At 57.8% G+C, this 19,697-nt stretch carries 19 protein-coding genes; 8 read left to right on the forward strand and 11 right to left on the reverse strand.

Annotated features, from left to right (window positions below; genetic code table 11):
- Positions 1–151: 151 nt before the first annotated feature.
- Both MHM85_RS18510 and MHM85_RS12545 read left to right on the forward strand, forming a co-directional pair.
- Entirely contained in the window at positions 152–1,006 is an 855-nt protein-coding gene (locus MHM85_RS18510) for a diguanylate cyclase (protein ID WP_239286238.1), read from the forward strand.
- A gap of 496 nt (positions 1,007–1,502) precedes the next feature.
- A complete protein-coding gene (locus tag MHM85_RS12545; protein WP_239286236.1) occupies positions 1,503–2,111 on the forward strand; it encodes an OmpW family outer membrane protein in 609 nt (202 codons plus the stop codon).
- A gap of 69 nt (positions 2,112–2,180) precedes the next feature.
- Here the strand turns inward: MHM85_RS12545 and pepQ are convergent, their stop codons facing one another.
- The 7 genes from pepQ to MHM85_RS12580 form a co-directional block, all read right to left on the reverse strand.
- Positions 2,181–3,479, reverse strand: a complete 1,299-nt coding sequence (pepQ, locus tag MHM85_RS12550) for a Xaa-Pro dipeptidase (RefSeq protein ID WP_239286234.1) — start codon at positions 3,477–3,479, stop codon at positions 2,181–2,183.
- 12 nt (positions 3,480–3,491) lie between these two features.
- Positions 3,492–4,403, reverse strand: a complete 912-nt coding sequence (locus tag MHM85_RS12555) for a LysR family transcriptional regulator (protein ID WP_239286232.1) — start codon at positions 4,401–4,403, stop codon at positions 3,492–3,494.
- A gap of 49 nt (positions 4,404–4,452) precedes the next feature.
- Positions 4,453–5,514, reverse strand: coding sequence for an oligopeptide/dipeptide ABC transporter ATP-binding protein (locus MHM85_RS12560; protein WP_139528145.1), 1,062 nt, complete (start codon positions 5,512–5,514; stop codon positions 4,453–4,455).
- Entirely contained in the window at positions 5,511–6,527 is a 1,017-nt protein-coding gene (locus MHM85_RS12565; protein ID WP_239286230.1) for an ABC transporter ATP-binding protein, read from the reverse strand. The genes MHM85_RS12560 and MHM85_RS12565 overlap by 4 nt, the downstream gene beginning before the upstream one ends.
- A gap of 7 nt (positions 6,528–6,534) precedes the next feature.
- Positions 6,535–7,479: an ABC transporter permease gene (locus tag MHM85_RS12570; protein WP_239286228.1), complete on the reverse strand. Its 945-nt coding sequence runs from the start codon at positions 7,477–7,479 to the stop codon at positions 6,535–6,537.
- A complete protein-coding gene (locus tag MHM85_RS12575) occupies positions 7,476–8,525 on the reverse strand; it encodes an ABC transporter permease (protein ID WP_239286226.1) in 1,050 nt (349 codons plus the stop codon). Before MHM85_RS12575 ends, MHM85_RS12570 begins: the two co-directional genes overlap by 4 nt.
- Positions 8,526–8,659: 134 nt before the next feature.
- Complete coding sequence (locus MHM85_RS12580) at positions 8,660–10,231, reverse strand: ABC transporter substrate-binding protein (RefSeq protein ID WP_239286224.1); 1,572 nt, start codon at positions 10,229–10,231, stop codon at positions 8,660–8,662.
- 276 nt (positions 10,232–10,507) lie between these two features.
- Here MHM85_RS12580 and MHM85_RS12585 point away from each other — a divergent pair, with 276 nt between their 5' ends.
- Positions 10,508–11,020, forward strand: coding sequence for a hypothetical protein (locus MHM85_RS12585; RefSeq protein WP_239286222.1), 513 nt, complete (start codon positions 10,508–10,510; stop codon positions 11,018–11,020).
- Positions 11,021–11,026: 6 nt separating this feature from the next.
- Here the strand turns inward: MHM85_RS12585 and MHM85_RS12590 are convergent, their stop codons facing one another.
- Positions 11,027–11,419 (reverse strand): glutaredoxin, encoded by a 393-nt coding sequence (locus MHM85_RS12590; RefSeq protein ID WP_239286220.1) that lies wholly within the window; start codon positions 11,417–11,419, stop codon positions 11,027–11,029.
- A gap of 239 nt (positions 11,420–11,658) precedes the next feature.
- On the opposite strand from MHM85_RS12590, the gene mpl reads away from it, so the two are divergent.
- From mpl to MHM85_RS12605, 3 genes are read left to right on the forward strand one after another with little or no spacing between them, the layout of a single operon-like run.
- On the forward strand, positions 11,659–13,044 hold the full coding sequence (gene mpl, locus MHM85_RS12595; protein ID WP_239286218.1) for a UDP-N-acetylmuramate:L-alanyl-gamma-D-glutamyl-meso-diaminopimelate ligase: 1,386 nt from the start codon (positions 11,659–11,661) through the stop codon (positions 13,042–13,044).
- Positions 13,041–13,709 carry a flavin prenyltransferase UbiX gene (locus MHM85_RS12600; RefSeq protein WP_239286216.1) on the forward strand — a complete coding sequence of 223 codons (669 nt, stop codon included), beginning with the start codon at positions 13,041–13,043 and terminating at the stop codon, positions 13,707–13,709. Before mpl ends, MHM85_RS12600 begins: the two co-directional genes overlap by 4 nt.
- Positions 13,706–14,329 carry a LysE family translocator gene (locus MHM85_RS12605; RefSeq protein WP_174788519.1) on the forward strand — a complete coding sequence of 208 codons (624 nt, stop codon included), beginning with the start codon at positions 13,706–13,708 and terminating at the stop codon, positions 14,327–14,329. Before MHM85_RS12600 ends, MHM85_RS12605 begins: the two co-directional genes overlap by 4 nt.
- 10 nt (positions 14,330–14,339) lie before the next feature.
- Here MHM85_RS12605 and MHM85_RS12610 read toward each other — a convergent pair whose 3' ends face one another.
- The 3 genes from MHM85_RS12610 to MHM85_RS12620 are packed head-to-tail and all read right to left on the reverse strand — an operon-like array spanning position 14,340 to position 17,543.
- The gene (locus MHM85_RS12610; protein ID WP_239286214.1) at positions 14,340–15,737 is read right to left on the reverse strand and encodes a bifunctional DedA family/phosphatase PAP2 family protein; all 1,398 of its coding nucleotides are present in this window, start codon (positions 15,735–15,737) and stop codon (positions 14,340–14,342) included.
- Positions 15,738–15,765: 28 nt separating this feature from the next.
- Positions 15,766–16,692, reverse strand: coding sequence for a diguanylate cyclase (locus MHM85_RS12615; protein WP_239286212.1), 927 nt, complete (start codon positions 16,690–16,692; stop codon positions 15,766–15,768).
- Positions 16,689–17,543: a hypothetical protein gene (locus MHM85_RS12620; protein ID WP_239286210.1), complete on the reverse strand. Its 855-nt coding sequence runs from the start codon at positions 17,541–17,543 to the stop codon at positions 16,689–16,691. The genes MHM85_RS12615 and MHM85_RS12620 overlap by 4 nt, the downstream gene beginning before the upstream one ends.
- Positions 17,544–17,686: 143 nt before the next feature.
- Here MHM85_RS12620 and MHM85_RS12625 point away from each other — a divergent pair, with 143 nt between their 5' ends.
- Positions 17,687–18,994: a glutamate-5-semialdehyde dehydrogenase gene (locus MHM85_RS12625; RefSeq protein ID WP_139528134.1), complete on the forward strand. Its 1,308-nt coding sequence runs from the start codon at positions 17,687–17,689 to the stop codon at positions 18,992–18,994.
- On the forward strand, positions 18,991–19,665 hold the full coding sequence (gene nadD / locus MHM85_RS12630; protein WP_239286208.1) for a nicotinate-nucleotide adenylyltransferase: 675 nt from the start codon (positions 18,991–18,993) through the stop codon (positions 19,663–19,665). The genes MHM85_RS12625 and nadD overlap by 4 nt, the downstream gene beginning before the upstream one ends.
- Positions 19,666–19,697 lie beyond the last annotated feature (32 nt).

A 19,697-nucleotide genomic window follows, 5' to 3' on the forward strand; every position in this document is an offset into this window, starting at 1 on the left:
GGCGGGAGCAGCTTCTTGAGGATGGCTTCCCGGCGCTCGTCGGAGTACTTCATCGGAACCTCGTCACGCCCCACATCGTTCAGAGTCTAACAGCCGCTGACACTCCAACTAGCTTGACAGTGGGGGATCGCCACCCGCTCGTATTCTCGTCGTGGACGACGACCAACAGCTGGCGGCTTATTACCAGCTCGTGCTAGAAGCCGCGGGGATGGAAGTGCGCATCCTCGACAATCCCCGCCATATCATCGATCAACTCGCCTCGTTTAGACCCGAACTCTTACTGATGGATGTGCACATGCCGGATTACGATGGCCCTGATTTAGCGTCAGTGGTTCGGCAGTATGACGAGTGGAGTAGTCTGCCCATCGTCTTCTTATCGGCAGAGATGGACTTAGGTAAGCAGGTAGATGCGCTCAGCCACGGAGCCGATGACTTCCTCACCAAGCCCATTCTCGCTGCGCAGCTGGTAGCCTCGATTCGTGTGCGCGTGGCCCGCTCACGCACACTGTCGGCGCTGCTCAATAAAGACAGTCTGACCGGGCTGCTCAAGCATGCCAGCATTAAAAGTGCCGCGATCAACGAGATATGTCGTGGCTTCCGACAACACTATTCGGTGGTGGTCGCCATGGTGGACATCGACCATTTCAAATCGGTGAATGATACCTATGGCCATGCCACAGGGGACGTCGTGATTGCGTCGGTGGCGACGCTGCTGCGTCAGCGCCTACGCCAAACCGATATGATTGGCCGGTATGGGGGCGAGGAGTTTTTAGTGGTGCTGCCACACTGCAGCGCAGAGGACGGTCGGAAGCGCTTGGAAGACATTCGCCAGTACTTTTCTCGCCTGCGCTTTAACCAAGGGGAGCAGGAGTTTGCGTGCACGCTCTCGGCAGGTATGGTCTGTAGCACCGACGTATCAGAGGACAACAAAGACCGTCTCTTGGTTTTAGCAGATGAGGCACTTTATCGAGCCAAGCGCGGCGGCCGCAATCAAGTTAGCCAGTAACGCTAGTTGCTGGTGGCGGTTGAGTGATTCGTTATGAAGCAATGCAGCGAAAAATGCGCGCCGCTGGTGCGCTTTTTCATGTAGTAAAGAGATAACTAACGCTTTTGTCACTCATTGATTTAGTAAGATTATGTTTTTTAATATAAATTATTTTTTTGGCACGCAGCTCGCAATATAAAAGGTAACTCGCAAATGAATAGAGTCATTAAGGTCGCGATGCAACCGGCACTCAATGCTCTCCCTTCTTTGCAACGTTGCCGCGGCGCTGCCCGGCAATACACCGAGTGAGCTGGCGTGCTCCACCTGGGTCCCCTTCGGGGGACTTTTTTTATGCTCGTTTGTCAAGCGCGATAGTTAACAAAAGCTATCAGAGCCAGAAAACCTATAATAAAATTTCACATGAAATTTGGAAACGGTGTTCTTATACTATATATTGTATAGGTTAGCTGGCGTTGACCAGCATCAATCCCAAGCAAGATGCAAGAGGATGACCCTGATGAGCAAAATGAAATTGATCACCGCCGCTATCGTGTCTGCCAGTGCCGTCATGGCGAGCCAAGCCGTTATGGCCTACGAAGCAGGCGATGTGTTTGTTCGCGGCGGTGTTGCCCAAACGGATACGGGCTCAGGTAACGGCAATGTTGGCGGTGCGGACCTCAACGTACAAAGCGCACGTGGGTTCACTTATGGTGCGGGCTACCTGTTCAGCGACAAATTTGGCGTCGAACTCAACAGCTCTGAAAAATTCGAACATGACCTGAACACGACGCCGGGCGGCAGCGCAGGTAGCGTCGACCGTCTGCCGGTGAACCTGCTGGTAAACTACTACCCCATGGGTGGTTTGGACTCGAAAGTTCAGCCTTACGTAGGTCTTGGTTTGAACTACACGAGTTTTTCCAGCGAGCCATCTGGCTTGAGCATCGACGAGAGCTACGGCGCCATCGGCCAAGCGGGTGTGGATTTGGCAGTGACGGATAACGTCATGCTGAACGGCTATGTTAGCTACGCGGACGTAAGCGCCGACATCAATGAGGCTGGCGCCACCGTTGGCGAAGTCGATATCGAGCCAGTGACGATCGGCGGCGGTATTACTTACCGTTTCTAAACCCATCCGATACATATACGCCCGGCTTACATGCGTAAGCCGGGCGTTTTTTGTTGGGCGAGGGAGTGGCTATAACGTCAAGTTCTCAGATCCGCCTTCTGTCACTAGGATATTATCCTCGATGCGTATGCCTCCGCACACGGCGAGCCGGTCGACCAGCGTCCAGTCGATGGGGTGGGGCTTTTTACGCAGTGGTGCCAGCAACATGGGAATGAAATAGAGGCCTGGCTCGATGGTGATGACCATACCGGCTTGCAGCGCACGGGTGAGACGCAGGGCTGGATGGGTGTCAGGTGCTGGCGATGGGCTCCCGTCTGGCTGCCTCAATCCGGCCACATCGTGTACCTGAATCCCTAATGAGTGGCCCAGTCCATGCGGGCAAAAGGCGCGCGTAACACCGGTTTCCACGGCGCTCTCTACGCTGCCCTGATACAGTCCGTGCGAGATCAATATGTCGGCTAGGCCTCGGTGCATCTGCTCATGTAGCGTTAGAAACTCGATGCCAGGAACGATGTGGGTGATGAGTTCATCTTTCAGACCGTGCATGGCGCTGATTAACTCGCCAAATTCGCTGGGTGCATCCGGGCCTGCATAGGTACGGGTAATGTCCGCACAGTAGCCGCGAAAACGACGGCCCGCATCGACTAGCAGGCTATAACGTCGTTTGGGGGCTGACAGGTCATAGCGCTGATAGTGTAAGACCCCGGCATGCTCATTTAGACCGATAATGTTTTGATAGGGAACGTCCGACTCTCGCTGTCGGCTGGCCCCTAAATAGGCGAGCTGCACATCCAGTTCGGCCGACGCACCGATAAAAGCAGCATTAGCCGCTTGATGGCCCGCGATTGCTAGTCGATTGGCTTCGCGCAGGCAAGCCACTTCGTAGGCGGACTTGACCATGCGCAACTCATCGAGTTCGCGTACCAAGCCTTCGGGATGAAGTGTGGCAACATTGGCGAGGGGTGTCGTGCTCGCGAGCTCTTTCAGATCGCCGATCACGGCAGCGCGTCCAGTGAGCGGCGGGGTGATTTTATCGCTACATAAATGTACGTCGAACTTCGCCACCCAGGGTTCTTCAGGCAGCTGAGTCGGTAAGTGCCAAAAATCGGCAGGCGCGTACAGATAAAGCTGGGGGCGCTGATGGGGCTGAATCACCAGCCAGCTGTGCTGAACATCGGCCATCCCCACCCAATGAATGAAATGGCCGTAGGACTGAAAGCTGGTGGCATGGTCATCAGCGAAGTGGTTGTTCGCATGGCCGCTGTATATCGCCACACTATCCAGGTTATGCGCCGCCATGCGCGCTTGATAAGCATGATTCAGTGCTTGGATGTGGTCGCGCTGCAGTTGATAGAGGGTTGCTGACATATAAACGTCCTTTCAAAGTCGGGGCGGTGAGAGCTGGCCCCACAAACTATCGAGTTCGGCATGGTGCTGGCTTTGGTGACGATACAACCGCAGCTCCATGGGTACGTCCCAGCGGCTGTCGCCCGCCCTGACCAAGGTGCCGTCAGCCAGCTCTGCGGCCACATTTCGCTCGGGTAGCCAGCTCATGCCATACCCCAGCAGCACCAGTTCTTTGATACCTGCTGCATAGAGGTTTTCGCTCTGTGCCGTTAAGTACGTGCTTTGCGGCAACCGTGCCAGATGTGCTTTGACAGCCGAGCCGAGTAGCCCACGTTTGGGGTAGGCCAGCCAGGGCACTGGCTGCTGGCGAGCGCCAGGCAGTAGTGCACACGCCGACCCGTCGTTTTTACGCCCGGTCACGGGAATTAGCCGTTCATGCCCAATGACTCGATAGGTGCAGGCGCTAGTGTCGATATCCAGATCGCAGCGTCCAACGGGCCAATAGCAAATCGCTAGATCGCACTCTGCTCGAGCCAGCGCCTGAAAGTAGTCGCTGGCCACCCAGCCCGTCGCGCGAAGGTAGGGCTGAATGCGCTCCTGCCAGCCGCTGCTGGCTAACCATTCCGGTAGAAAATGCGCCAGCAGACTTTGCGGTGCGGCTACCATGATTAGCCGCTGCTGACCGGCGCTAATTTCACGAACGCGGTCGCGCGTCAAACGCACCCGGTCGGTGACCTGTTCGCAGAGAGTCAAGAACTCTTCACCCGCAGGCGTCAACGACAGCGGTAACGTTTGTCGGTTGATCAACGTGACGCCCATTTCCTCTTCGAGCAGTTTGATCCGCCTTGAAAAGGTAGGCTGCGTGACGTGTTGTTCATCGGCGGCGCGGGAGAAGTGTCGCGTTCTGGCCAGGGCAATGAAGTCTTCTAGCCAGCGAATTTCCATGCCTTACCTCGCAAAACGACCAAGCGTATGGCGCTTGAAGGGGCCGCGCTCATAGGCGGCCTTCCTCAACAGCGTGACACGCTACGCGGGTGCCGTCATCCTGGGTTATCAAAGCAGGTATTTCTTGCTTACAGCGGGCGTTAGCATGGGGACAACGACCATGGAAAACGCAGCCGCTGGGTAAGTTGACCGGTGTCGGTACTTCACCCGACAGGCGAATATGCTGAGGGCGGTCGTCCTCCAAGCGGGGAATGGCCGACAGCAATGCCTGGGTATAGGGGTGGCGAGGCTTGGCAAACAGCGTGGCGGTCGTGGCGACTTCACATACGGTGCCCAGATACATCACGGCCACCCGTGTCCCAAAGTGCTCGACCACCGCCAGATCGTGGGTAATGAACAGATAGGTCAGGTTGCGATCCCGCTGGGCATCCATCAGCAGGTTGAGCACCTGTGCTTGGATAGAGACGTCTAGCGCTGAAATGGGCTCATCGGCGACGATGAATTCGGGATCGACGGCCAGCGCACGGGCAATGGCAATTCGCTGACGCTGACCGCCAGAAAACTCGTGGCCAAAGCGCTTGCCCCAATCGGGGTCGATACCCACCGAACGCATCACCTCCTCGACTTTATCGAGGATCTGCTGGCGGTTCCAGTCGGGATGGTGCAGCCGCAGTGGCTCTTCCAGCGTCTGCTGAATGGTCATGCGTGGGTTCAGCGACGCGTAAGGGTTCTGGAAGATCATCTGCATGCGCTTGCGGTAGGGCAGGAGCTGCTTCGAGCTGAGATCGTCGATGCGCTGGCCGTCGTAGCGAATTTCGCCCTCTGAGGGAGAAATCAGCCCCATGACCGTGCGCGCCACTGTGGACTTACCGCAGCCAGATTCACCCACCACGCAGAGCGCTTCGCCGCGCTTGATGTCCAGATTGACGCCGTTAATGGCGTGGACATACTCCTGGTGGCGAATCAGCTTGCCGCCTTTGAAGCGTAGCTGCTCCAGAAAATCACCGGAGAGTGAGAAACGCTTTTTAAGACCGCGAATTTGCAGTAGCGAGTCGTTGCTCGCTTCGTTTTGAGTCGGCATGGTCGCGATCGTTTCCGCCTGGGCATTCATAGGCTCTCCTCCTTCAAGCGGCGATCTTCCAACATTTCCGCCACCATGTGGCAGGCCACGCGACAGTTGCCAGACTCGACGAAATCGGGGACTTGCTGGGTGCAGGCCGGCCGGGGGAGCCCGTCGGCTCGGTTGATAAAGTCACAGCGGGTATGGAACGCACAGCCGCTGGGCAAATTAGAGAGTGACGGCATACTGCCACGAATCTGGTTGAGTTTTTCACCCGGCGTCGCCATTTGCGGCAGCGCATTGATCAAGCCTTGGGTGTAAGGATGTTGCGGGTCGTTGATGATTTCCCGCGTAGGGCCCTGCTCGATGACGCGGCCAGCGTACATCACCAGCATACGCTGGGTCACTTGGCTTACCACCCCCAGATCGTGAGTGATCAAAATCAAGCCCACGTTGTGCTGTTCGCATAGCTCCAGCAGCAGCGCCATGATTTCGGCTTGAATCGTCACGTCCAGTGCCGTGGTGGGTTCGTCGGCAATGATGATGTCAGGGTCGAGTAGCAGGGCAATGGCGATGATGATGCGCTGGCGCATCCCGCCGGAAAGCTCGTGGGGGTACTGATCCAAGCGCTTTTCGGGAGAGGGGATCTGCACCTGGCGTAGTTTGTCCAGGGCGATGGCCCGGGCTTCTTTGGTGGAGATGCGGCGGTGGGCCTTCAAGCACTCCACCATCTGTTCGCCGATGGAGAGCACTGGATTCAATGTCATCATCGGGTCTTGGAAGATCATCGAAATGCGGTTGCCGCGCACTTTGCGCAGGCCTCGCTCCGACATGCTGTTGAGCTCTTTGCCTTCGAACGTGATGCTTCCGCCCGCAATGAAACCGGGTTTGGCGATCAAATTCAGCAACGAGAAGGCGGCGACGGATTTACCCGCGCCAGATTCGCCGACGATACCCAGGCGCTCGCCGCGCTCGAGAGTGAAGTTGACGTCGCGCAGGGCGTGTACTTCGCCCTGGCGCAGGGCAAAGCGGACGTCGAGTTGAGAGACTTCAAGAAGTGCCATGGTGTCCTCAGCCTTTGTAGAGTCGTGGGTTCATGACATCGCGCAGCCAGTCGCCCAGAAGATTGATCGACAGCACCAGCACGACCAGCACCGCACCGGGGATCAGCGTGATCCACCAAGAGCCTGACTGAATGTAGTCAAAGCCTGCTTTGATCAGCGACCCAAGTGAAGGGTGAGTTTCCGGCATACCCAGCCCTAAAAACGACAGCGCTGCTTCAGAAATGATGGCGTTAGCAATTTGCACCGTCGAAATGACGAAGATCGGTGACAGCGTATTGGGCAGCACGTGACGGAACATGATGCGCTTGCTGCGCAGGCCCATGACGCGGGCGGCGTCGACGTACTCTTTGTTTTTCTCGGCGAGTACCGAGGCGCGCACCGTGCGCGCGTACTGGGGCCACTCGGCCAAGCCGATGATCAGAATCAGCATCAGCACGGCGTACTGGCTGTAGAAAGCGCTGCCCAAGGTGGCTTTCACCACGGCCCCTACGACGATGGCTACCATCAGTGTCGAGAACGAGAGCTGGATATCCGCCAGACGCATCAGGAAAGCGTCGACGCGGCCGCCCAAATAGCCTGCCATCAGCCCGAAGGTCACCCCCAAAAGCGCTTGCAGCGCCACGGCGCCAAAGCCGATCAGCAGCGATACCCGCGTGCCGTAAAGGATGATCGAAAGAAGGTCCCGGCCCTGAGCATCGGTGCCTAGGGTGTACATCGGGTCGGCGCCATCGATCCAGAAGGGAGGTAGCTCGGAGGCAAGAATGTCTATCTGTGCCAAGTCATAAGGGTCGGTAGGTGCCAGTAACGGTGCCGAAAACGCCGTCACGACCAAGCAAACGAACACCGCAAGGCAGAGCTGTGCCGTGCGGTCGCGCTTGAAGCTGTACCACAAAAAGGAGTCGCGCAGGCGCTCCCAGCGGTTTGGTGCGGGGGTAGAAGTGGACGTTGTCATGCGGGCTTACCAGTCAGTTTTACGGTGGGGTTCACGAAGCCGTAGATCAGGTCCACGATGGTGTTCGTAACCACGAAAATGACGCCGACAATCATCAGGTAGGTCACGATGAGCGGAATGTCGGCACGGTTGATGGCGTCGAGGAACATCAGCCCCATGCCCGGCCATTGGAAAACGGTTTCGGTCAAAATGGTGTAGGCCACCATGGTGCCGATTTGCACGCCGCCCACGGTAATCACCGGCAGCATGGTGTTTTTCAGCGCATGGACGAAATAGACCCGGCGCATGGAAATGCCTTTGGCGCGGGCGTACTTGACGTACTCGGACTGCAGCACTTCCATCATTTCCGCGCGGATCAAACGAATGAACAGCGGCAGCATGATCGAGGCCAGCGAGACAGCGGGTAGTACCAGGTGCTGTAAGCCGTTCCAGGTTGCCAGGTTGGTATCCCAGTGACCCACCACGTGCACCAAGTCATAGCCACGGCCAAACGACGGCATATTGCCTTCGGTCGAAAGCAAGCCATTTAGCCAAGCCCCCCAAGCCGTGCTCTCCGGGAATAGCGAGACGGTAATACCAATCGAGAAAATTTGAATCAACACGATGGCGGTCAAAAAGACCGGAATCGAAATACCGATAATCGACGCGCCCATAAAGAATCGAGAAACGGGCGAGCGCGGTTTGATCGCGCTATAGACGCCAATGGGCACGGACAGCAGCACGATGATCAGCGTGGCGGCAAAGACCAGCTCTAGGGTGGCGGGCAAGTGCCGAGCGATCACTTCCAACGCCGGTTCGCGGTAAAAATAGGAGACGCCAAAGTCGCCTTGAACGGCATTTTTGGCAAAGCGCACGTACTGAACCAGGAAGGGGTCGTTGAGCCCCAACCGTTCACGAATGGCTTCGCGCTCACTTTCGGGGACCGACTGTCCGACCATCTGCTGTACAGGGTCACCCAGGTTATCCTGGATGGCGAAGGCCAGTACACTGATGACAAACATCACCAATATTGCGTGCATCAGCCGCTTGATTAAAAAAGCAATCATGGCGTACGCCACCTATGTAGGTTAATCAGAAACGCGCCGCATGCGGGCCGTGGCGGCCCAACGAAAACGCTTCGCCCTCCAGCATGACTGGAGAGCGAAGCATCCTTGCGCGGGTGTTCGGTTCAGCGTGGGGCTTAGCGTTCGATCACCAAGTCACCCAGGTAGGGGAAGTCCAGTGCGCTAACGACTGGCTCAACGTCGACGCCTTCCGCTGCCGCGTAGGCCAAGTTTTGCCAGTGCAGCATGACGAAACCAACGTCTTCATACAGCATGGCTTCGGCTTCACGCAGCATATCGTTGCGTTTCTCGAGATCGGTTTCGCCGTCGGCTTCCGTCACCAGCGCGTCGATCTCTTCATTGCAGTAGCTGCCATAGTTGTACTGGCCAGCACCGCTCTCTTCATCGATACAGAACGAGAGATACTGGAAGAAGTTAGCAGTATCTTCGGTATCGGCGTGCCAACCGATCATGGCGATGTCGGACTGGCGGGTGTCGTACTCGGGCCAGTACTGGGCCAGCGGCATGGTACGCAGGTTCACCGTAATGTTGATACGTGCCAACATGTTGGCCACCGCCTGAGCGATTTGTGCATCGTTCACGTAGCGGTTGTTGGGCGCGATCATATCGACGCTGAAACCCTCTTCGTAGCCCGCTTCGGCCATCAACGCTTGGGCGCGTTCTAGATCGTAGCGCGGAACGAGATCCGGATTGTGGCCCGAGTAACCTTCAGGAGAGAACTGGCCAGCCGGTGTGGCGAAGCCGCGCATCAGGCGGTCGGCGATACCTTCCTGATTGATGGCGAGGTCGACGGCTTGGCGAACGCGAGCATCCTGAAAGGCCTCGACACGCTCTTCGTTGAGCTGGAAGCCAATGATACGGGTGCCGGGCACTTCGACCAATTCGACACCGTCGGCTTCACGCACACGATCCAAGTCGTTGGGCGGAACGGCATCGATGAAGTCCACGCCACCGGAGAGGAGGGCCGCTACGCGGGAGGCGTTTTCAGCGATCGGCGTCAAAATGATTTCAGAAACGTTGCCTTCGCTTTCGGTATCCCAGTAATCCTCAAAACGTTTGAAGTCGACGCGGACACCCTGGCGGCGGTCGGTGACGATGAACGGGCCGGTGCCTGATACGTTACGTGAAGCGAAGGAGTTCCCCGCTTTGACGATCTCGCCTTTGTCGTTACCCTCTTCGGTTTCGCCCGTGTAGAACTCGCTATCCATCGGGAAAATGTAGGTAGCAAGGTTCAACAGCAGCGGATAGGGCTCAGACGTGGTGATTTCGACGGTGTAGTCGTCGATGGCTTCTGCGCTAGCCACCGGATCAAATATGGCGCGGTAGTCCGGGCTCTCTTTCAGACGCTCAATGGTCCATACGACGTCTTTCGCTGTGAAAGGGTTACCGGAATGGAAAGTAACGCCTTCGCGCAGGGTCATGCGCATGGTGGTGTCGTCTACCTGCTCCCATTCGGTGGCCAGGCGCGGCTCGAATTGGAAGTCTTTGGTCCAGCGTACCAGCGGGTCGAAAGCGAGGTGCGAAAAACGCAATACGCCTCCGGAGAGCTGCTCGTGCAGGTCCAAGGTTTCAGGGTCGGCAGAGTAACCAATACGCAGGGTTTCTGCGCTTGCCGTCATCGGCAAAATGGCGGTTGCTGCTACGGTTGCACCAATCACAGAGGCCAGTAGTGTCTTCTTGAGCGTCATCTTTGTTCCCATGTATGTTGTTTATTGTTCGCTTTGCTGGACATGTCGCAGACGCATCAATGACCAGCAAAACAGACACGGTCAGCTCGTAAGCTATGCTGACAACATAGAGAGAGGTCATAGCGTCATACAATCGAAATAATGACTGGCCTCATTCATCTGATAAATGATGAGGCTAACGACGCACGTTGTAGACCAGGGTGTTAGACAAAAGTCGATGCGTGCCAGTGCTTTGGCTGGCTAGCCTCGAACAGACCACAGAAGGTGTCGTAGGCGATGTTCAAACAAGGGGTTGGCTGGCTACTCGCCAGTGCATTAACGGGCGGTGCGCTGTTAGCAGGCGCTGACGAGTCGGCGAATATAGTCGGGACATTGGACGGTGACGAGCGTGCTTGGTTCGTATTACGACAAAGTGACGATTCCAATGCGACGTTCATGGATGTCGGCGACCAGCGACAAGTCGAGGTCACTGGTTTCGTCGACCCGCTGGAGTGGGATGCCCAAGAGGCGCTGGTTCTGAGTTTCGTACTGGAGGGGGATGAACTCGTCTCGGCCAAGGTCATGCAGCTCATTGGACCCACGGCCATACCACCCCTTTACACCTCGGAAGGAGGCAATATTGATGTGTCATTGAACCACGTGGAGCAGCAAGGGCGCGAGTTACACCTGCAAGGCGAGATTCACGGCGTTTTAGCGCTTCAACACGACGCTGAGACACCCCCCAGCATATCGGAGGGCATCGATATTCGCGTTAACTTCGAGCTGGCCGCACAAAGGGTAGAGTTCTAAAAGTCGTTAGTGACTCGCAAAGCGCTGATGCAGCCAGCGGTTGATCTCATCCGATTCATAGAGCCACGTCGCTTGCCCGTCATCGTGATCGATTTTAAGGCAGGGGACTTTGACTTTGCCGCCGCCTTCCAGCAGCGCCTGTTTGTGGTCGGGGTCCAGCTGGGCATCCCGCAGCTCGATGTTGAGCCCTAGGCGCGCCATCTCTTTACGCACTTTGATACAAAATGGGCACGTTCGAAACTGATAGAGCGCGAGTTTCTGGCATTCGGCATCGACGCGTGCTTGCTCTTCTGGAGAGCGCTCCACGGCGGAAGGGGTCGATAGCTTCTCTGAAATCAGCATGACCGGCGCCAGCAAGATGCGAACACCTCTAAAAAAGTAGCGAATCAATACACGCATGATGGACTCCTGTTCTGCCCTATGGGTCACGGTGCAGGGCTGTCAATGTAAATGGCCAACAATAGGTGGGCGCATCCTGCAATAAATCGTCTCCATTGTCACTTTCTCGGCCGTCTGTCCCCTCTCTTCTTGCGAACAAGGTGAGCATCATCGCGTGGCGTGCTAATCTCAGCGCTCGCTGATTGGTAGGTTCGGTAAGTTCAATCGTTTGAAATGGTTAGGAAGGGAGCGCTTGGCCCATGCGTCTGCACATTATCGGTATCTGTGGCACCTTTATGGGGAGCCTTGCACTACTCGCGCGGGAATTGGGCCATGAGGTGAGCGGCTCCGATGCCAATGTGTATCCACCGATGAGCACGCAGCTCGCGGAGGCGGGCATCACCCTGATGAAAGGCTATCGTGAGGAGAATCTGTCGGGTGCCATCGACTTGGTGGTGGTGGGTAATGCGCTTTCGCGAGGGAACCCCGAGGTCGAGGCGCTGCTCGATAGTGGCCTGCGCTACACCTCCGGTGCGCAGTGGTTGGCCGAGTATGTGCTCCCGGGGCGACAAGTGATTGCCGTGGCGGGTACCCACGGCAAGACCACCACCGCCAGCCTGCTGGCGTGGCTGCTGGAGAGCGCCGGTTTGTCTCCTGGCTTTTTGATTGGTGGCGTGCCGCGCAACTTTGGTGTTTCCGCTCGTTTGGGCGCCTTTGATGCTCCCTTCGTGGTGGAGGCCGACGAATACGATACGGCCTTTTTCGACAAGCGCTCCAAATTCGTGCACTACCGCCCGCATATCGCAGTGATGAACAATCTCGAGTTCGATCACGCCGACATTTTTCCAGACTTAGCCGCCATCGAGCGACAGTTTCATCATTTAGTCCGCATCGTACCTCGCAAAGGGCAGTTGCTGGTCGCCGATCAACAGCCTGCGTTGGAACGGGTGCTCTCGATGGGCACTTGGTCGCCGGTGTCCCGTTTTGGCACCGACGCCAGCAGCCAATGGCAGCTTCGCTTGGAGCGTCCCGATGCCAGCCGTTTCCAGGTGCTGCATGTCAGCGACCAGGGCGAGGAGGATGGTGTCGTCGAGTGGACGCTCACTGGTGAATACAACGCGCGTAACGCCGTGGCGGCGCTGGCCGCTGCGCGCCTGTGCGGGGTGCAGTTAGCGCGCGCCTGTGCCGCGTTGGCACGTTTTCAAACGCCCCGTCGCCGCCAGGAGCTCCGAGGAGAGGTCAACGGTATTCAGGTCATCGATGATTTTGCTCACCATCCCACGGCGATTGCTGCCACGCTGGAGGGCTTGCGCGCCGCCACGACCAAGGGCCGCCTACTGGCGGTGATCGAGCCGCGTTCCAACACCATGCGCTTAGGCGCGCTGCGTGAGCGATTGATTGATAGCGTTGCCGAGGCAGATGCGGTGTTTTGGTTTCAGCCCAGCAACGTGGCTTGGTCAATGGAGTCGCTCGTCGAGGCCCAGGGGGAGCGCGCCGCACTGTTTGACAATATCGAGGCGCTGGTGGAGGCCGTGGTCACACAAGCGTCACCGCTAGATCGTATCGTGGTGATGTCCAACGGTGGCTTTGAAGGGGTACATGAGCGTTTATTGAACGCATTGACCAAGAAGGAGCTAGAACAGTGACGACGACGTTCAAGCCACCGGTCACCGTTGCCCTTACCGGGGCGTCAGGTGCTCAGTACGGTCTGAGATTGATCGATGTGTTGGTGAAGGCTGGGCACGAAGTATGGGTCATGATTTCCAAAGCAGCCCATATGGTGATCGCCACGGAAACCGATGTGTCCCTTCCGGCTCAGCCGCAGCGTTTGGTCGAGGCGCTGACTGAACGCAGCGGTGCGCAGCCTGGGCAGATCCGTTGTTTCGGTCGCGAGGATTGGATGGCACCGGTGGCGTCTGGGTCGGGCGCACCGTCGGCCATGGTCGTTTGCCCCTGCTCAACGGGCACTTTGTCGGCAGTGGCCACCGGCGCGAGTAACAACTTGATCGAGCGGGCGGCGGACGTCGCCATCAAAGAGCGTCGCACGCTGGTCATGGTGCCGCGCGAAAGCCCTTTTTCGCCGATTCACTTAGAGCACATGCTGGCGCTGAGTCGCCTGGGGGTAGTAATTCTGCCCGCCGCGCCGGGGTTCTATCATCGTCCCCAGCGCCTGGAAGATTTGATCGACTTCATCGTGGCGCGCATTCTCAATCAGTTGGGGATCGCGCATACGCTAATGCCGCGCTGGGGCGAAGAGCAACACGTTGCGGCCACCTCTCGCGATGCGCAAAACAAGGAAGGTTCGTCATGATGTCATGGGCGACGCTCTCGGTCTTCGTACCGACGTTTCTCTTCGTCTCGTTAACACCAGGCATGTGCATGACACTGGCCATGGTGTTGGGCATGACGCAAGGCGTCAAGCGCACTCTGTGGATGATGATCGGGGAGCTTATCGGCGTAGGTTTCGTAGCGGCGGCGGCGGGGGCGGGCGTCGCTGCGTTGATGCTGCGCCAGCCCGAACTATTCATCGCCTTCAAGTGGGTGGGCGGTGCCTATTTGGCTTATTTGGGCATCATGATGTGGCGCTCACGTGGGCGAATGGCCATTCCTAGCGAGCTGGATACGGGGCCCGCGGCGGGGCGTCTTCAGTTAGCGACTCAGGGGCTGGTCACCGCGGTGGCCAATCCCAAGGGGTGGGCATTTTTCATGGTGCTGTTGCCCCCCTTTTTGGACGGCAGCAGGCCTTTGGCTCCGCAGTTGAGCTTGTTGATCGCGGTAATTCTGACCATCGAATTTGCCAGCATGCTGGTGTATGCCACTGGTGGGAAAACGCTACGTAAGGTGCTAGGCAAAAGTGGTAATGTCAGGCTATTAAACCGTATTGCGGGTACGTTGATGATCGGTGTAGGTCTTTGGCTAGCGCTTGGTTGAGCGTAACGCCTCAGACGGGCGGAAAGAACGCTACGCGTACGCTCAATAGCACGAGTGGCCCCAGCAACAGCGCTGCCCAGGGCAGCGCTGGCAGCGGTGGACGATAGCGGCGCTGCCAGTTGATTTGAACCACGGCGCACACGACCAATCCCAGCAATGCACCACCGATGAGATCACTCAGCCAGTGAACGCCCAGCACCAAGCGTGACAGCGCCATCGGCAGCGCCGTTACCATGGCTAGCCAATAAACCCACATGCGCCTTTGTCGAGGCAGTCGCGATGCAGCGAAAGCGGCGAATAGGCCAGCGACGACGACCCAGGTCGATGTATGCGCGCTGGGGTAGGAGAACGACCCGGTCAGATACTCCGGTGTGTCGGGCCTGGGTCTTGCAAAAACGGCCTTACCCAAGGTATTGAGCGCGCCGATGCCTCCCAATGCCAGCGCTCCATGGGTCAGTAAATCCCTCCGTTTGATCCAGACGAGCCAGCCGAACCAAGGGAGCGTCAGCGCGACGATTCCAGCCTTGTCACCTATTTTGGCGAGCACCAGGCTGGTCGCCGTCAGCCAGTCGGTGTCGAGCCAAGCGAAGAGCCGCTGTGCCTGAAGGTCGATCATCAGTGGCTCGGGGTGCTTCAGCACCAGCAGTGTCCACGCGCATGCCAAGGTGAGCGCGAGGAGCGATAAGAACAGCGACGCCAAGGGCACCTCGCCACTACGGCTCATGGCTAGCCAGGGGCGCCGTATGGCGGGTACGCGCCGAGCCAGCCGAGCGATGAAGAAATACACACGGCCATCACGTCCCACCTGAGCCCGCCCCCATGAGAACACGATAGCGAGCCCCACGATGCTGGCGGCCATGACAAAAAGGGCCATCTCCACGTTAGCAGGAAGGTCGAGCCGTTGCTGCCAGGTGTGGCCCAGCAAGTAGCCTGGTAGCAGATAGGCCGGAGCCCAGAGTGCAGCCGACGTAATGTTGGCCAGTAGAAAAGTTCGCGCTGGCATGTGCATCATGCCAGCGACAAGCGGAATGATAGGGCGCACCGGGCCGACGAAACGGCCAATGAACACCGAGTAAACGCCGTAATGCTCGAAGAAGCGCGCTCCTCGGCCCAGCCACTCTGGATGTTGCGATAGCGGCCAGCGTGTCAGCACACGATCGCTGTAACGCGCGCCCAGTAAGTAGCTCAAGCCGTCGCCAAGTACGGCCCCGATGAAAGCCGCGCCGATTAGCCAAGGGAGGGCAATCATCTGATGCCCTGCCATCGACGCGGCCGCCGTGATCAGTACGACGCCTGGCACGAGTAATCCCACCAGCGCAAGAGATTCAATCAGCGCAATGCCCAGTACCAGAAGTAATAGCGCCGTCGGCGAAAGCGAAAGAGAAAGGAGCGTGTCAGCAGTCGGCAAGAGTGAATCCATCCACAAAACAAGAAAACTAGACGTTGGCCATCGCGTCGGCGCGTGCTTCCAGTCGCTGTATGTAGCGCTCGAAGCTCTCTTTGCGTAGCGGCAGGCAGGTGGCGATGCGGACTTCCAGCTGTCCGGTCTCGACCAGTACGCAGTGTGACAGCGACCGCTGCAGCCGTTCACGCACGAGCAGCGCGCCGCTCTCACTGGTATCTGGCAGCACCAGCCAAAACGTAGCGCTGCCTGCGCGGCCCAGAATGTCGTGGTCTCGGCAGCGACTGTTGACCTCCTGACACAGCGCGGCTAACAGTGCCGTTTGGGCCCGCTGGCCAAACTGCTCTCCGGCCATGTCCAATTGCGGGAGGTGGAGCACCAAGACGGCCAAGCGTTTGTTCAACATGGCAGCACGCTGGAATTCGTTGTTCAAGCGCTCTTTTAACGTGTCGACATGGTAGGCATTGCAGTCACTGTCATTGGGGTCCGTCGCGCGAAGCAATGCGCGACGTCGAGCGTGTTCCCAAGGAGGCAGCGCAAGCAGCAGGGCCAAGACGACAACACCTAGCGAAAGTGGTATGACGCCGACCGGCGCCAGCCACCACCAGGCGATCAAACTCGCCGTGTTGACCGCCAGCGCACTCCATAAAGGAAGTAGCAAAAACGTCGCAGCAATCGGTAACCCCCACCACAGGGAGGACGTTTCCACGTTGGCATTCACCGCGCTCAGCACGACGACGTAGGTGCTGATCAGCAGTACCAAGCGAGGCAGCGCTGGCTGAGTGCCCTGGCCCACGTGCATTAACAGGCACGCTAATAGCAAGAGAGACACGAACAGAGGCACCAGCAACTCGCGGTAGCTACCCATGGCATAGAGCCATAGCGTATAGGCGACCATCGCAATAATGCTAGTACCGTAAGCCAAGGTCATGAGACGTTTTGGGGAAAAGAGGGTATTCATGCCACCTCACGTAGGTGGGATGCTGGAAAGCGGCTCAACTCGTCGAGCGTCAACGAGGCAAGCTCGATGTCCATCAGGGGGGTGTGTTGCGTGAGCACGTTATCAGGCAGGGCGGCTACTAATAGCGTCCGGCGGCTGGCAGCTTCTCCTGGGGTTTTGGAGAGCATCAAGGTAGCCAGCGTCGTGCTGTTGAGACGGTAGACGTTCTCGAAATCGTAGGTAAGTTCGCATAGTTTTTGTGCCACCGGCCAAAGCTGGCGTCTTCTTACCCGAACGATGAGTACGTCGGCATGAATGGCTTCACGCTCGGAGCGGGTCTGTTCGCGTATCAAGTCTCGCAACAACTGCTCGCCAGCCCACAGATTCAAACCGGGTATGAGGCGTAACCGCTGACGAATGACGCCATTAATCGTCAGCAGTTGGTGGGTGCGCGACATGGCCAGCAGCAGTAAGATGCTCAAGGAGAGTGTCATCAACAGCCATTCGGGGAGCGGGATATGAGGCATCAGCACGAGGCAACTGACCAGCGCAGCGCTACCGTTGAAAATGGCCGCCCAACGATCCTGGGGTAGCATGAACACGGCCCCCCAAGCCCAAATGAGTAGCGCATGTCGGTCTGGTGCTGAGGCGATGAGTCCCAACAGAAGTGTGCCTGCGAGCATTTGCCAGGGCAAACCTCGGGAGCGGCGATGGCTAAAATCCAGGATCAAGGCGGTGATCAAGAGCCAGCCGATGGAGAGCCACATCATGACGGCCGCTGCAGGTTCCGCGCTGGGTATCCAGAGCGATAAAGCGACGGCCGCGGCAAGTAGATTAGCCCTCAATAGGCTGATTTTGTATTTGCTTTGCATGGTGGCTTACTATTTACCTGATGGCGAATGTCCCTAGCATAACGCATTGCTTGGCCTCGTCCTTCGAATCACTCAGTATTAGGCCATTCGGCGATACGATACGCCGCACTTCATCGGTAACGCTTACGACACAGGGAGATCGCATGCGCGGTTCTGAGACATTCCAACAAGACGCCCAACACCATCTGGCTGCCGGGGATGTGCCCGCGTACATGCAGCAGGTAGGGAAAAGTGCCCGAGCCGCTGCCAGCGTTCTGCGTCGCGCCGATACGCATGTCAAGAACCAAGCGCTGATCGCCATGGCATCGCGTGTCGATGCCGCGCGCAGCGAGATTTTACAGGCCAACGCGCAAGACATGCAGCGAGGGCGAGAAAACGGCCTGGATAGCGCGCTGTTGGATCGTTTGTCGCTCAATGATCAGCGCATTGACGCAATGATCGAGGGACTTCGTCAAGTGGCTACTTTGCCGGACCCCGTCGGCGAGATCGACGGTATGCGCTATCGCCCGAGCGGTATTCAAGTGGGCAAAATGCGTGTGCCGCTGGGCGTGATCGGCATCATTTACGAGTCGCGTCCCAACGTGACCATCGAAGCCGCTAGCCTGTGCCTGAAGTCGGGCAACGCCTGCGTGTTGCGCGGTGGCTCTGAGGCAAGCGCTTCCAACGCGGCCCTGAGCCGCTGTTTACAGGCAGGGCTGTCCGATGTGGGGCTTCCAGCAGGCACCGTGCAAGTCGTGGCGACGACCGACCGTGCCGCCGTAGGGGAGATGATCGCCATGCCAGCGTATATCGACGTGATCATTCCTCGGGGGGGTAAATCGCTGATCGAGCGCATCTCCCGCGATGCCAAAGTGCCCGTCATCAAGCATTTGGACGGCGTGTGTCATGTCTATATCGATGCGACGGCCGATCCTGCCAAAGCGCTGTCCATAGCGGTCAATGCTAAAACTCACCGCTATGGCACCTGCAACACCATGGAAACCTTGTTAGTGGACGCTGCGGTTGCAGATATCTTACTGCCAGAGCTGGCCCGGGCATATGCCGAGCACGACGTCGAGCTGCGTGGCTGCGAGCGTACACGAGCACTATTGCCCCAGGCGCTCGAGGCCAGCGAGGAGGATTGGCAAGCAGAGTACCTGGCTCCCATCCTGGCCATCAAAGTGGTGGACGGCGTGGACGAGGCCATCGAACACATCGAGCGCTATGGCTCCCACCATACCGATGCCATCGTGACACAAGATTACTCATTGGCGAGACGCTTCATGGCAGAGGTGGATTCGAGTTCGGTCGTCGTCAATGCCTCGACTCGCTTTGCCGATGGCTTCGAGTACGGCTTAGGCGCTGAAATCGGTATTTCTACCGATAAGCTGCATGCCCGTGGGCCGGTGGGACTTGAAGGATTGACGACCCAGAAATACATCGTGCTAGGTGACGGTCAGGTTCGCCAATGAGCGAGACATCAAGACGCCCGCCGCCATTGCGGGTGGGCATGATGGGGGGCACTTTCGACCCGGTTCATCATGGTCACCTGCGCAGTGCATTGGAAGTGCGTGAAGCCCTGGGGCTTACGACGCTGCACATGGTGCCTGCGCCAAAGCCGCCCCTGCGCGATACACCCCAAGTATCGGCCGCCCAACGCTTTGCGCTCCTGCAAGCGGGCATTGGCGATGCCTGTGGTCTCGTAGCCGATGATCGTGAGCTTCGACGGGAGGGCCCTTCCTACAGTGTCGATACGCTGGCGGAGCTTCGCCAGCACTACGGCGACGAGGTGTCGCTGGTCATGGTCATCGGCCAGGATGCGTTTTTACGCTTGGCCAACTGGGACCGCGCCGAGCAGGTGTTTGGGCTGGCGCATGTGGTGGTCATTGCGCGTCCAGGCTATCCATCGCCTTGGCCATCCGCACTGAAGGAACTGGTTGGCCATCGCGAAGTCAGTAGTGTCAGCGAACTGATGACGCGCACGCGGGGTGGTGTTTTACAGTTGCAGCTGCCATCACGGATGGCGATATCGGCAACGTACATACGCCAACGGTTGAAAGAGGGGAAAAGCGTGCGGTATCTGGTGCCTGAAGCGGTGGAGCAAGCAATTTTCAGTGAGCGGCTTTATCAAACCGGTGAATAGCGCTGGCAGTCGCGAAAGAAGCCGTTACAATG

The organism is Halomonas sp. McD50-4 (assembly GCF_022348135.1).
Lineage (GTDB): Bacteria > Pseudomonadota > Gammaproteobacteria > Pseudomonadales > Halomonadaceae > Vreelandella > Vreelandella piezotolerans.

Bases quoted from the DNA above. Each gene is read 5' to 3' on its own strand.
- MHM85_RS12625 (WP_139528134.1), top strand. From the start codon at position 17,687: ATGCGCGGTTCTGAGACATTCCAACAAGACGCCCAACACCATCTGGCT.
- MHM85_RS12545 (WP_239286236.1), top strand. From the start codon at position 1,503: ATGAGCAAAATGAAATTGATCACCGCCGCTATCGTGTCTGCCAGTGCC.
- MHM85_RS12585 (WP_239286222.1), top strand. From the start codon at position 10,508: ATGTTCAAACAAGGGGTTGGCTGGCTACTCGCCAGTGCATTAACGGGC.
- MHM85_RS12620 (WP_239286210.1), bottom strand. From the start codon at position 17,543: ATGCAAAGCAAATACAAAATCAGCCTATTGAGGGCTAATCTACTTGCC.
- MHM85_RS12555 (WP_239286232.1), bottom strand. From the start codon at position 4,403: ATGGAAATTCGCTGGCTAGAAGACTTCATTGCCCTGGCCAGAACGCGA.
- MHM85_RS12615 (WP_239286212.1), bottom strand. From the start codon at position 16,692: ATGAATACCCTCTTTTCCCCAAAACGTCTCATGACCTTGGCTTACGGT.
- nadD (WP_239286208.1), top strand. From the start codon at position 18,991: ATGAGCGAGACATCAAGACGCCCGCCGCCATTGCGGGTGGGCATGATG.
- MHM85_RS12565 (WP_239286230.1), bottom strand. From the start codon at position 6,527: ATGGCACTTCTTGAAGTCTCTCAACTCGACGTCCGCTTTGCCCTGCGC.
- MHM85_RS12605 (WP_174788519.1), top strand. From the start codon at position 13,706: ATGATGTCATGGGCGACGCTCTCGGTCTTCGTACCGACGTTTCTCTTC.
- MHM85_RS12570 (WP_239286228.1), bottom strand. From the start codon at position 7,479: ATGACAACGTCCACTTCTACCCCCGCACCAAACCGCTGGGAGCGCCTG.
- pepQ (WP_239286234.1), bottom strand. From the start codon at position 3,479: ATGTCAGCAACCCTCTATCAACTGCAGCGCGACCACATCCAAGCACTG.
- MHM85_RS12575 (WP_239286226.1), bottom strand. From the start codon at position 8,525: ATGATTGCTTTTTTAATCAAGCGGCTGATGCACGCAATATTGGTGATG.
- MHM85_RS12590 (WP_239286220.1), bottom strand. From the start codon at position 11,419: ATGCGTGTATTGATTCGCTACTTTTTTAGAGGTGTTCGCATCTTGCTG.
- mpl (WP_239286218.1), top strand. From the start codon at position 11,659: ATGCGTCTGCACATTATCGGTATCTGTGGCACCTTTATGGGGAGCCTT.
- MHM85_RS12580 (WP_239286224.1), bottom strand. From the start codon at position 10,231: ATGACGCTCAAGAAGACACTACTGGCCTCTGTGATTGGTGCAACCGTA.
- MHM85_RS12560 (WP_139528145.1), bottom strand. From the start codon at position 5,514: ATGAATGCCCAGGCGGAAACGATCGCGACCATGCCGACTCAAAACGAA.